The sequence below is a fragment of the Mesorhizobium sp. M7A.F.Ca.US.006.01.1.1 genome (assembly GCF_003997935.1).
Classification (GTDB): Bacteria; Pseudomonadota; Alphaproteobacteria; order Rhizobiales; family Rhizobiaceae; genus Mesorhizobium.
This window is the reverse complement of record NZ_RZQL01000221.1, coordinates 1-11,535: the sequence shown is the minus strand read 5'-3', so window position 1 is coordinate 11,535 and position 11,535 is coordinate 1. Positions and strand designations below refer to the sequence as shown.

Below are 11,535 nucleotides of genomic sequence, written 5' to 3'. Positions count from 1 at the left end.
ACCCCGGACGATGCCGCGCGGCTGGGCGGCTTCGGCCTGCCGATCCTCGTCGGCTGGGCGGGCGCCATGGTCGTCGGCGGCATCGCTGCGGCGCTTACCGGCATGGCGACGCTGCGGCTGAGATCCGACTATCTGGCGATCACCACCTTCGGCGTCGCCGTGGTGGTGCAACTGGTCGCGCTCAACGCGCAGAAGCTGACGGGCGGACCGTTCGGCATCGGTTTCATCCCGCGCCCCTTCGGCAGCTTTGCCGAGACGCCGCTGCTGTTCAACCTCTCCAACCTTGCCGTGGTCTCGGTCGTCACGCTGATCGCCTATCTCGCTTTGGAGCATCTGTCGCGCAGCCCGTGGGGACGGGTCTTGAAGGCGTTGCGCGAGGATGAACGGGCGGCGATTTCACTCGGCAAGAGCGCCCGTTTCTATCGCGTCCAGGCCTTTGCCGTCGGCGGCGCCATCATGGCGCTGGCCGGAGCGCTGCAGGCGCATTTCACCGGCTTCATCGCGCCGGACAATTACCTGCCGATCCTGACCTTCCAGGTCTGGGTGATGCTGATCGTCGGCGGCTCGGGCAGCAATCTCGGCGCCGTCATCGGCAGTGTCCTGGTCTGGGCGATATGGGCCGGATCGGGCACGCTGACCAGCGTCCTGTTCCCGCCGGAACAGCAGGCCCGCGCCGCCGCGCTGCAGATCGCCGCCATCGGCGTCATGCTCTGCGTCATCCTGCTGATCCGGCCGAACGGCCTGCTCGGCGACAGGCCGCGGCGGCCGTGGCTGGGCAAGCGGGCGAAGGTAGCGACGGCCAAGAGCATCTCCCCGTCATGAATGCCGCGATCCGGCAGGAAGCGCACGGCGCTTCGCTCTGGCATGCCGTCAGCCGCGACCGTCGAGAACGGCCTGCGCTGCAAGGCGGGATCGATGTCGACCTCGCCATCGTCGGCGGCGGCTTTTCCGGCCTTTCAACCGCGCTGCATGCGGCGGGCAAAGGCCTTTCCGTCGCCGTTCTCGAAGCCGAATTCATCGCCTGGGGCGCGACCGGCAGGAATGCGGGCTTCGTCGTGCCGAACTTCGCCAAGATGGACCCGGTCGACATACTGGCCCATCTCGGACCATCGCGCGGCGAAAGGCTGATCGATTTCGCTGCCGGCAGCGCCGACCTGGTTTTCCGCCTGATCCGCCAGCACGACATCGACTGCGACGCCGTGCCGAACGGATGGATCCAGCCGGCGCATTCGGCTGTCACCTTCGAAAAGGTCAAGTCACGTGCTGGGCAATGGGCGCAGCGTGGCCGGCCGGCAGTCACATTGGATCGGCAGGAAATCGAAGCACTGACGGGCGTGCCGGGCTATGTCGGTGGCTGGATGGATCGTTCCGGCGGCGTGCTCAATCCGGTCGCCTATGCGCGTGGGCTAGCCGATGCGGCGGAGAAGGCCGGCGCAAAAATCTTCGAGCAGACGCGTGTCACCTCGGTTGATCGCATGGCCGATGGCTGGATGCTGAAAACGTCGGCGGGCTCGGTACGCGCGGGCAAGGCGCTGATCGCCACCAACGCCTATGGCTGGTCCCTCAATCCGTCATTGCAGCGAACCTATTTCCCGCTGAAAGTCTTCCAGATCGCGACAGCGCCATTGCCTCGTGAAGTACGCAGCCGGTTGCTTCCCGGTGGACAAGGCGTCGGTGATACCAGACGCAATCTGTTCACCTTCCGCTTCGACGCCGAAAACCGGCTGATCAGCGGCGGCATGCACATCCTTGGCACCGGTGCCGACACGCGCGTGCCGCAGACGATCTGGCGAAGGCTTGGCCGGCATCTCGATCTGCCCGACCTGCCGCCACTCGCCTATAGCTGGTCGGGAATGGCAGCGGTCGAACCGGATTTCCTGCCGCACCTGATTGACCTCGGCCCGGGCCTGATCGCCGGGCGCGCCTGCAACGGCCGCGGCATCGCCATGACCACGGCGATGGGCAAGGTGCTGGCGGACTGGGCCTCTGGAACCGAGGCCCGCGACCTGCCGCTGCCATTTGCGCCGCCGGCGCCAATCCCGTTCCATGCCTTGCTGCGGCACGCGCCCAACATGCTGCTCGGCTGGAGCATGCTGCGCGATCGGCTGGACAGGACGAGCTAGGCCGACAGTAGCTTGGCAGCGTCAAGGTTTGCCGACAGCACGGCGGCCGCCATCGCGATGTCCTCTTCTATGAAAATCCGCACAGTGGGGCCGCTTCGCTGCTCCAGTGCGGCGACGATCTTGCGATGCGCGTCGTTGGAGTGCGGGATGTAGCGATCGGCCTGCATCAGCAGCTTGAGATAAGGCCCAACCCGACCCCACAGGTCGCGGATCATGTTCAAAAGGATCGGCGCGCCGGCATGCTGGTAGATGGCGAAGTGGAACGCCTCGTTCAACGAGAGATAGGCCCTGGCGTCGCCGGCCTCGATGGCACGCTGCATGCCGGCGAGCGTCGCCTGTATGTCAGCCAGCCCGCTTTCGCTCATCCTGGTCGCCGCCATCTCGCCCGCCAGTCCCTCGACGGCGATGCGGATGCGCGTCAGCTCCTCGAAGGCTGGCGCGGACAGCAACGGCACGATGACCGAGCGGTTGTTCTGCATCTCGAGCAGCCGCTCGGCGATAAGCCTCTGCAGCGCCTCGCGGATCGGCGTCGTCGAGATGCCGAACGTTTCGGCGAGCTTGCGGATGACCAGCGTCTGCCCCGGGCTGAAGCCACCGGAAATCAACTCCTGCTTGAGCGCGCCATAGGCGCGGTCATTCAGTGTCTGATGTTCGAGCTTCAGCATACGCGGTCCGCTCCGATCACCAGTTCGACAGCGCGCGATCGAGTGTCTCGGCCAGTTGCTCGGCATTGTCCCTGGCAAACGGCAGTGGCGGCCTGATCTTCAGCACATTGCCGCGCGGACCGCAGGATGAGATCAGCACGCCGTCCTCGCGCATGGCTTCGACGACCGCCGATGTCTTGGTGGCGGCCAGTGCCTCGTCGCCGTCCGCCGTCAGCTCGATGCCGAAATAGAGGCCGTTGTGCCTGACGTCGGCGACCGCGCCATGCCGGCTCTGCAGGGCGCGCAGCAGCTCGGCCGTGTAGGCGCCGACATTGCGCGCATTCTCGATCAACCCCTCGCCTTCGATGACATCGAGAACGGCGAGGCCGACGGCGGCCGCGACCGGGTTGCCGCCGAATGTGTTGAAGTAGCCGGTGTTCGAGCCGAAGGAGGCGACAAGCTGCGGCCGCACAAGCACGGCGCCCATCGGATGGCCGTCGCCGATCGGCTTGCCCATGGTGACGATGTCGGGCTCGATGCCATAATTGGCGAAACCCCACATGCCCTGGCCGAGCCGGCCGAAGCCGGACTGGACCTCATCGGCGATGACGATGCCGCCCGCCTTCCGAACGTGATCCGCTGCCTCACGCATCACCTTCGCATCGGGAAAGAAGATGCCGTCGCTGGAAAAGGCCGAATCGAGAAGCAACGCCGCCGGCTTGATATTTTTTGTGCGCATGTCCTCGATGGCGGCGGCGACATTTCTGGCGAAATCATGCGCGGCCTGGCCATGGTCGCGGAATGTGTCCGGCGCCGACACGGTGCGATGGTGTGCGGGCACGCCCTTTGCGCCGACAGCGGCCGGTGAAAGCTGCGCCGTCGCGATCGTGGCGCCGTGATAGGCGAAATCGGTGATGATCACGCCGGTGCCGCCGCTGGAATGCTGGGCGATGCGGATGGAGAGATCGTTAGCCTCGCTGCCGGTGCAGGTGAACATGGCATGGCCGAGATGCGCCGGAACGGTGCCGAGAAGCTTTTCCGCGTAATCGAGGATGATCTCGCTGAGATAGCGTGTGTGGGTGTTGAGCGTTGCGGCCTGTCCGGACAGCGCCTCGACAACGCGCGGGTGGCAGTGGCCGACTGAGGCGACGTTGTTATAGGCGTCGAGGAACTTGCGGCCCTGGGCATCGTAGAGCCACACACCGCTGCCGCGCACCAGATGAATAGGGTTGCGGTAGAAGGCGCGGTAGGTCGGCCCAAGCAGCTTGGCGCGGCGTTCAAGCAGCGCGCGCTCCGATGCAGCCGCGTCGGCATTTGAAGGATATGACGAGGACTGGGACACGAGCATCTACTCCGGATTGGAATGGTCGAGAAAATAGCGGCGGGCATCGGTGGACGACAGACCATCAAGCTTTTCAAGCGAAGCCCAGACCTCGGTGGCGAGGCGCAGCACGTAGTCGCGTTTGGCCGGGAATCGCTCGGCCTGCCAACTGGCGATGTTGACGATCAGCGCAAGGCGGGCACGGATCAGATTGAAGAGAATGCTGATCTCTTCCTCCTCGAGCGGCTGCACGGACTGATAGCCGGCGACAAAGCGCGCGGCCGGCGCCAGCGGATGGCCTTCCGCCGGCCAGCGATAGACGGCGCCGATGGCAAGGTCGCAGATCAGCGGCGAATGGATCATGTCGCCGAAATCGAGGATGCCGCTGACGATCTCCGGCCGCGACGCGTCCATCACCACATTGTAGGAGTTCATGTCGTTGTGGACGATCTGTGCGCGCAGTTTCGGGATGACCGGCGCCGCATGCTTCTCGAAGGAGTCGATCGCGCGCTCAACCATCGCCCACCGGCTCGGATCAGTGATGTGCGCCATCATCGGCCGTGTCTTGGCGACCTTGCGGATGTCCCAGAGCAGGTCGCTGCCGGCGGCCGGGTGGAAGAAGCCGCGCAGCGCGCGGCCAAGGCGGGCGAGGAAGATGCCGAGATTGCGATCCTGCGCCTCGGAAGTCGGCGAGCGCGACAGCAGCTGGCCGGGCAGATAGGTGACCAGCCGGATGATGCGCGGTGCCGAGCCATCGACGCTGACCGCAAACTGCGCTTCGCCCTCAAGGCTTTTGCGCACCGAGGGAACCGGCAAAGTGGGATCGACCGCAAGGATGTGGTCGAGCGCCTTGTTCTGGAAGTCGGTGAAGCCAGCCTCTTCCGCCGGATGGGATATCTTCAGGACGAACTCGCCCTCGCCATCGGTCTGGATATGGAAATTGTGGTCGCGTTCGCCAGGCAATGGACGCGCGCTGCCGGTCAGCCCATACTGCCGGCACAGGATGGCGAGCGCGTCGGCCGTCGACACGTCAGGCGCATCCTCGGCAAGCGTTTCGCCGAACGCATCGGGCACGGCCGCATTCATGGCTTGGCCTCGATCGGCTCAAGGCCGCACCAGTCGGCAATGAACAAGGCGATCGTCTGGGTGACCTTGCGCACCGAGTCGAGATCGACCGCCTCGTCATAGCCATGCGGCATGCGGCAGATCGGGCCGGAGACGATCGCCGGCGTGTCGGCATAGAGACCGAAGAACCGTGCATCGGTGGTGGCCGAGGTGACGTGTTCCGTCAGCGGCTCGCCCCAGACGGCGGTGTGGCTGCGGCGTAGCACGGCTTCCATCTCGTCGGCGCCCTCCAGCACATAGCCCTCGGCCATGAAGCCGTTGTAGGTCATCGTCGGTGGGCGATTGGCTAGGAACGGATCGGCACGCGCCGCATCGGCAATGCAGGCTTCAAGCTCGGCCCTGGCGTCTTCGAGCCTCTGGCCGGGATAGGTGGCGACGCGCATCTCGAAGACACAGCGCGCCGGAACGCTCGATGTCCACTCGCCGCCTTCGATCTTGCCGAGATTGAAGCGGATCGGGTGCGGGTGATCGTGAAAATGCCTGTCGTCGACCTTGCGCGCGTTCCAAACGATTTCGAGCTGTTTCAACGCCTGGATGATGACGAATGCCTTTTCGATGGCATTGGCGCCGGCCGAGAATGCGCCCGACGCATGCTGCGGATCGCCGTCGACCTCGACCCGGAACCAGATCGGACCGACCTGAGCCCGCATCAGTCTCGGCTCCAGCGGTTCGGGAATGAAGGCGGCGTCGGCGTGGTAGCCGCGCTGCAGGCATGCAAGCGCGCCATTGCCGGTGCACTCCTCCTCGACCACCGACTGGAGGTAGACGTTCGCGGCCGGCTGGTAGCCAAGGTTGCGCAAGGCGGTCAGCGCATAGAGACAAGCGGACAGGCCGGCCTTCATGTCGCCGGCGCCGCGGCCATGCATCCAGCCGTCCTCGATCACCGGATCGTAGGGATCGCGCGCCCAGCGGTCGAGTGGCCCTGTCGGCACGACATCGATATGGCCGTTGAGGATCAGCGAGCGGCCGTTCGCATTTCGCGGCGTGTGGGTAGCAACGACATTGAAGGCGTCGTCATATGACACCGCCACGGGTGAAAACCCCGGCAAGTCGCGAATCGCATCGACATCGACGCGCCACATGTCGACCGCGTAGCCATCCGCCTCGTAGGCAGCCGCCATGAACGACTGCGCGGCGTGTTCCTCGCCACGCTGCGAAGGAAACCGCACGAGGTCTTGCAGAAACGCGACCTGTCGGGCGAAGCCATCATCGACTGCGCCCAGGATGGCCTCGTCCGCAATCGGCTCAGGCATCATATCTCACTTTCGTCTGGATGGTGTATCATATCTCATATGCCATTCCTGTGGAATGCAAGAGGTATGCGCGCCAAGCTTTCAGTCCAGGACTTGCCGTTCGATGCTGCCATGGTCTTGGGGAGTTGGCATCGGATGCAGCAAGCCGATACTGCTATCTCTGGAAGACATGACGAGGAATGCGTTGATCACCGAAGACACGATGCCCGCAGAAATCACCGATCTCGCCATTGGCTACCATCGCCTGCCGGCGGGCAAGCTCGCCAATGCGGTGACGTGGATGGAGGCGCGCGCGCCGCAGCCGGATCTCGCGCACCCTTTGGCCATGACACGGATCACGACGCCCGACTGCGCTTCCTACCGAGCGATCTTTCTCGAGATCGGCGCGCCCTGGCTGTGGGACCGTGTTTCCGAAATGTCCGATGCCGAAATCACCGAGCATTTCGCCGACCCGCGCCAGCATCTCTACTACGGCCATGACGAGACCGGCGCGCATCTCGGTATGGTCGAATTCTTCGTCGCCGACAGCAGCGAGATCGAGATCACCTATTTCGGCCTATTCCCGTCCCTGACCGGCAGGGGCTTCGGCAAACGGCTGATGGCCGGCGCACTGGACCTCGCATGGCGCCTCAACCCGAACCGTATCTGGCTGCATACGAGCAGCTTCGATCATCACAGCGTCATCGGGTTCTACAGTGCCTGCGGGTTCGTGCCCTTCGCGACCGGATTTGAGATCGTCGACGATCCCCGGATCAAGGGAACCTTGCCGCGCCATGTTGCACCACAGATTCCGCTGATCGAAGCAGAGCGGAACACTGGCAAGGGAGCCGCGCTTTCCCCGGAGAACCGGCAGGTTGCGCGGACCTAGATGAGAGCAGCTCCGCCATCCGTCAGCCAAGCGTCGCCGCACCATCGCCGATGGGTGCGCCGCGAGACCATTCTGTCGACGCTGGAACGCCATCGACACGCGCATCGTGCTGTTCGCCGCGCCGGCTGTCTTCGGCAAGTCGACGACGATGGCGCAATGGGCTGCGGAAGTCGCGCGCCACGGCAGGCTGACGGCATGGCTGTCCTGCGAGACGACGGACAATGACGAGGGCGCCTTCCTGTCGCATCTGGTGGGCGCGCTGCGCCATCTGGTGCAAAGCCCGGCGGAACTCGACCTCGCAAGGCGGCGGCTGACGGCATCGGCTATGAGATCGCTAAGGATTTCGGCACCATCGCGCGGTAACGCCTTATTGCAAGGTGTAGGGTCTTCCGCCCAAGCAATCCTGACGGCGGCTTTGTCGCTGCCGTCAGGGCGCCTGCGGCGCCGGCAGCCGCTCGCGCAGTTCGTCGACAAGCACCCTGGTGTTTTCGGAATAGTCGATGGGTACGACGACGAGATGCACGCCGCCGCCGGTGAAGGCCTGTTCCAGCGCCGGCCGCAAGTCGGCGATCTCCGCAACCCTGGCCCCCTTGGCGCCATAGGCCTCGGCATACTTGACGAAATCGGGATTGCCGAAGGTCATGCCGAAATCCGGGAACTCATCGACCGCCTGCTTCCAGCGGATCATGCCATAGGCATGGTCTTCGAGCAGCAGAACGACGAGGTTGAGCTTGAGCCTGACGGCGGTCTCCAGTTCCTGGCTGTTCATCATGAAACCACCATCGCCACAGATGGCCATGACACGGCGCTGCGGATAGAGCAGTGCCGCCATCATCGCCGACGGCAAGCCTGCGCCCATGGTGGCCAACGCGTTGTCGAGCAGGATCGTGTTTGCCATGCGCGTCCGGTAGTTGCGCGCGAACCAGATCTTGTACATGCCGTTGTCGAGGGCGAGGATCCCATCCGGCGGCATCACGGCGCGCACGTCATGCACGATGCGCTGCGGCGTGAAGCGATCTTCGGTGGCGCGCGCGGCGATCCGGCTCAGAATGCCTTCCCGCAGCGGCAGCAGCGCCTGTGCGTTGGGGATCTTGCCCTCGATGCGGTCGGCCAGCAACGCCAGCGAAGGACCGAGGTCGCCGACGATTTCGGCTTGCGGGAAATAGACCTGCTCGACGTCGGCTGAATGGTAGCCGACATGAATGACCTTCGGCCCCTTCGCCCCCATGATGAAGGGCGGCTTCTCCACTGTGTCGTGACCGATGGTGATGATTAGATCGGCCTGCTCGATGGCCTCGTGCACATAGTCGCGCTCCGAAAGGGCTGCCGTTCCCATATAGAGCTCCGTGCCGCCGGGCACGGTTCCCTTGCCCATCTGCGTGGTGAAATAGGGAATTTGCGTGCGCAGCACGAACTGCGCGACGTCGGGAGTCACGCGCGGCCGCGACGCCGCCGCGCCGAACATCAGCAGCGGACGTTTGGCTTCCAGGATCATACGGGCGGCGCGATCAAGCGCGCCCGGGCTGGCCAGCGGCAGTTCGACCGGGTGCGTCGGCACCAGCGCGATCGGTTCACACTCCGCCGCCGCAATGTCTTCCGGCAGTTCCAGATGCACGGGGCCGGGACGCTCTTCCTGGGCGACACGGAAAGCTTCGCGCACCAGCGAGGGGATCATCTTCGGCGAGACGATCTGACGCGACAGCTTGGTCAGCGGCTTCATCGCCGCGACGATGTCGACGATCTGGAAGCGCGCCTGCCGGGATGACAGGATGCCCTTCTGGCCGGTGATCATGATCATCGGCATCGCGCCGAGCAGCGCATAGGCCGAACCGGTCGAAAGGTTGAGCGCGCCTGGGCCAAGCGTGGTGATACACACACCCGGCTTGCCGGTGAGCCTGCCATAGGTGGCGGCCATGAAAGCGGCTGCCTGCTCATGGCGGGTCAGGATCAGCTGGATCGAGGAGCGGCGGATGGATTCGACGATATCGAGATTTTCTTCGCCCGGAATGCCGAAAATCCGTTCGACCCCTTCGTTCTCCAGGGCCGCGACGAACAGATCCGAACCTTTGGTCATAAACCGTCTCCCGCAACATTCCGTCGGCCACCTTCATATGGCATCGGAATGCGACGCCTCAAAGAGGCATCTTCGGCCGCAAATCAGAGCCGCGTATTGCAGCTCGCCGCTTTCGGCGAAGCGAAAAGCTCCTTCGGCGCAGACCATTGGCTGATCGGCGCGCTGCGCGTGCCGGTGATCAGCGACCGCAGTTCCGACAGATAGGTCTGCACGAAGAACGAGGTCTGGCTTTCCAGCGGCGTGTAGGGCCCCGGCCGGTAAGCGCGCGACATGATGCCGTCGGCATTGTCCTCGGTGATCTTCTTGTCCTGCATTGTGGTGACGTCCCACATCCAGCTGATGGCATCGGCGTCGACGTCGCCATCGGCATCCTTGTCGACAAGCCAGGTCAGGATGACGTCGGTTTCCGTGGCACTGCGCGGTATCATCTGGAACAGCGTGACATAGTCATTGGCAGCACTTGCAAACGACAGGCGTCCGAGGCGGAAGCCGCTTTCGCCACCATCATAGGCGTGACGGCCGCCCATCAGGCAAGAGACCCCCTCACCCGTACTGGACAGCGTGTTGCGGCCGGAGCCGATCGGCTTGCGGTGCATGGCAAATGGCATCGTGTCGAGGTCGCCAGCCTGCCACGTGCCCTTGTGGAATTCGGCATCGCCGATGACGCTGTGCCACGCCTCGATTTCGTTCTGCCATTCGACCGCCTTGTCGGCGTCGCGGGTCGCGGTCACTTTGACATGGCCGTTGACGCGGTAATATTCGGGGTGAGCCGGCCGGCAGTGATAGCATTCGAGGAAGTTCTCGAGCACCAGCTTCCAGTTCGCCTTGGTAAGATAGTTCTTGCGCGCGACGATGCGTGAACGGTCGAGGCCGTTTTCGCGCAAGCCACCGGTCAGCCCGTCCGCGACAGGCTGGATGTCGGGCAGCGAATTGGCATCGAGGCCGCAGAACACGAGGCCGCCGAAACTCTTGCAGGGCACGCGGTGCAGTCCCAGCGCCTCCGGATCGACGCTTGCCGGTAGATCCTGCCGTGACTTTAGTTCGCCGGTCAGCCTGAACGACCAGGCATGATAGGGGCAGATCAGAAGCTTGCCGCGACCGTCCTTGGCGCAGAGCCGCGAGCCGCGATGGGTGCAGACATTATAGTAGGCCGCGATGTCCTCCTCGCCGTCGCCGAAGCGCACGACGATGATCTCCTCGTCGAACAGCTGGCGCACGATGTAGCGGCCCTTTTCAGGCACCTCGCTGGCATGGGCGACAAGCATCCATTGGCGCGGAAACCACAAGACCCGTTCCAGCGCGAAGATTGCCGGGTCGGCATAGAAGGCCTGTTCCAGCGACCAGTCCGGACGTTGCCGGTCGATCAGCCTGACGGTCTCGCTTCTGTCGATAGGCTGGCTGTTCGGTGTATAGGCCTGCACGGCAAACACCTTTCTGCTCGCTGGCGTTCGAATGACGTTTCGATAGAGTGTGCGATGTGGAAAGACTTGCCGCAAATACAGATATGATAGACCTTCATATCGAAAAGGCATGAACGCAGGCCCAGATCGTGAAAACCCTCAAGACATCGCTTCCCCTCCTGAACGCCATGGTCGTCTTCGAGGCTGCCGCCAGGCATGGCGGGCTGACGCTGGCCGCGCAGGAGCTCAACATCGCACAATCGGCGGTCAGCAGGCATGTCGCCAATCTCGAGCGCCAGCTGTCGGTCGAGCTGTTCACGCGCAGAGGCAACCGCGTCGCCGTCACCGGAGCCGGCAACACGCTGGCCGAAGCGATCCGCGAGGGTCTCGGCACCATCAGGCAAGCAGTCGAGGATTTGACCGCGCACGACAGCGATACATTCGTGGTCGGCTGCAGCCACGACTTCGCGCAGGCATGGCTGATGCCGCGCTTCGGCGTCATCACATCGCAGGTGGCCGATGGCCGGGTGCTGCTGCAGACATCCACCGACTACAGGGATTTCGACCAGCCTGAAGTGGCATTGTCGATCCGTTTCGGCGGAGCCGGGCAATGGCCCGAATTCGTGACCGAAAAACTGCTCGAGGGTGAGTGGTTCCCGGTTTGCGCGCCGGCGTTCCTGGCGCGTTATCCGGCGCTCGCCTCGGAAGAGCCCGAGGCTTTCATGGC

Annotated in this window: 11 protein-coding genes; 4 read left to right on the top strand and 7 right to left on the bottom strand. The window is 64.1% G+C overall.

Translation table 11 applies throughout. The annotated features are described in order from the left end of the window. Both EN943_RS28845 and EN943_RS28840 read left to right on the top strand, forming a co-directional pair. A partial coding sequence (locus tag EN943_RS28845; protein WP_164778431.1) for a branched-chain amino acid ABC transporter permease occupies window positions 1–822 on the top strand: 822 nt, incomplete at its 5' end. Then, window positions 819–2,123, top strand: a complete 1,305-nt coding sequence (locus EN943_RS28840; protein WP_127415578.1) for an FAD-dependent oxidoreductase — start codon at window positions 819–821, stop codon at window positions 2,121–2,123. The genes EN943_RS28845 and EN943_RS28840, both read left to right, overlap by 4 nt. On the opposite strand, the gene EN943_RS28835 is transcribed toward EN943_RS28840, so the two are convergent. From EN943_RS28835 to EN943_RS28820, 4 genes are read right to left on the bottom strand one after another with little or no spacing between them, the layout of a single operon-like run. After that, on the bottom strand, window positions 2,120–2,788 hold the full coding sequence (locus tag EN943_RS28835) for a GntR family transcriptional regulator (RefSeq protein WP_127415577.1): 669 nt from the start codon (window positions 2,786–2,788) through the stop codon (window positions 2,120–2,122). The two genes, EN943_RS28840 and EN943_RS28835, sit on opposite strands and share 4 nt — an antisense overlap. A gap of 16 nt (window positions 2,789–2,804) precedes the next feature. Continuing rightward, window positions 2,805–4,115 carry an aspartate aminotransferase family protein gene (locus tag EN943_RS28830; protein WP_164778430.1) on the bottom strand — a complete coding sequence of 437 codons (1,311 nt, stop codon included), beginning with the start codon at window positions 4,113–4,115 and terminating at the stop codon, window positions 2,805–2,807. Continuing rightward, on the bottom strand, window positions 4,116–5,174 hold the full coding sequence (locus EN943_RS28825) for a phosphotransferase (RefSeq protein ID WP_127415575.1): 1,059 nt from the start codon (window positions 5,172–5,174) through the stop codon (window positions 4,116–4,118). After that, the gene (locus tag EN943_RS28820) at window positions 5,171–6,466 is read right to left on the bottom strand and encodes an ArgE/DapE family deacylase (RefSeq protein ID WP_164778429.1); all 1,296 of its coding nucleotides are present in this window, start codon (window positions 6,464–6,466) and stop codon (window positions 5,171–5,173) included. Before EN943_RS28820 ends, EN943_RS28825 begins: the two co-directional genes overlap by 4 nt. Before the next feature lie 202 nt (window positions 6,467–6,668). On the opposite strand from EN943_RS28820, the gene EN943_RS28815 reads away from it, so the two are divergent. Further along, window positions 6,669–7,334, top strand: a complete 666-nt coding sequence (locus tag EN943_RS28815; RefSeq protein ID WP_245476009.1) for a GNAT family N-acetyltransferase — start codon at window positions 6,669–6,671, stop codon at window positions 7,332–7,334. Between the two features lie 22 nt (window positions 7,335–7,356). Here EN943_RS28815 and EN943_RS37995 read toward each other — a convergent pair whose 3' ends face one another. The 3 genes from EN943_RS37995 to EN943_RS28800 form a co-directional block, all read right to left on the bottom strand. Continuing rightward, window positions 7,357–7,602, bottom strand: a complete 246-nt coding sequence (locus EN943_RS37995; protein ID WP_206522824.1) for a hypothetical protein — start codon at window positions 7,600–7,602, stop codon at window positions 7,357–7,359. Window positions 7,603–7,761: 159 nt separating this feature from the next. Then, window positions 7,762–9,408, bottom strand: coding sequence for an acetolactate synthase large subunit (locus EN943_RS28805; protein WP_127415572.1), 1,647 nt, complete (start codon window positions 9,406–9,408; stop codon window positions 7,762–7,764). An 83-nt stretch (window positions 9,409–9,491) separates the two neighbouring features. Then, window positions 9,492–10,829, bottom strand: coding sequence for an aromatic ring-hydroxylating dioxygenase subunit alpha (locus EN943_RS28800; RefSeq protein WP_164778427.1), 1,338 nt, complete (start codon window positions 10,827–10,829; stop codon window positions 9,492–9,494). Window positions 10,830–10,957: 128 nt separating this feature from the next. Here EN943_RS28800 and EN943_RS28795 point away from each other — a divergent pair. Then, window positions 10,958–11,535: LysR family transcriptional regulator (locus EN943_RS28795; RefSeq protein WP_127415570.1), on the top strand; the 578-nt coding region annotated here is incomplete at its 3' end.

Bases quoted from the DNA above. Each gene is read 5' to 3' on its own strand.
- EN943_RS28840 (WP_127415578.1), top strand. From the start codon at position 819: ATGAATGCCGCGATCCGGCAGGAAGCGCACGGCGCTTCGCTCTGGCAT.
- EN943_RS28835 (WP_127415577.1), bottom strand. From the start codon at position 2,788: ATGCTGAAGCTCGAACATCAGACACTGAATGACCGCGCCTATGGCGCG.
- EN943_RS28830 (WP_164778430.1), bottom strand. From the start codon at position 4,115: ATGCTCGTGTCCCAGTCCTCGTCATATCCTTCAAATGCCGACGCGGCT.
- EN943_RS28825 (WP_127415575.1), bottom strand. From the start codon at position 5,174: ATGAATGCGGCCGTGCCCGATGCGTTCGGCGAAACGCTTGCCGAGGAT.
- EN943_RS28820 (WP_164778429.1), bottom strand. From the start codon at position 6,466: ATGCCTGAGCCGATTGCGGACGAGGCCATCCTGGGCGCAGTCGATGAT.
- EN943_RS28815 (WP_245476009.1), top strand. From the start codon at position 6,669: ATGCCCGCAGAAATCACCGATCTCGCCATTGGCTACCATCGCCTGCCG.
- EN943_RS37995 (WP_206522824.1), bottom strand. From the start codon at position 7,602: ATGGCGCAGCGCGCCCACCAGATGCGACAGGAAGGCGCCCTCGTCATT.
- EN943_RS28805 (WP_127415572.1), bottom strand. From the start codon at position 9,408: ATGACCAAAGGTTCGGATCTGTTCGTCGCGGCCCTGGAGAACGAAGGG.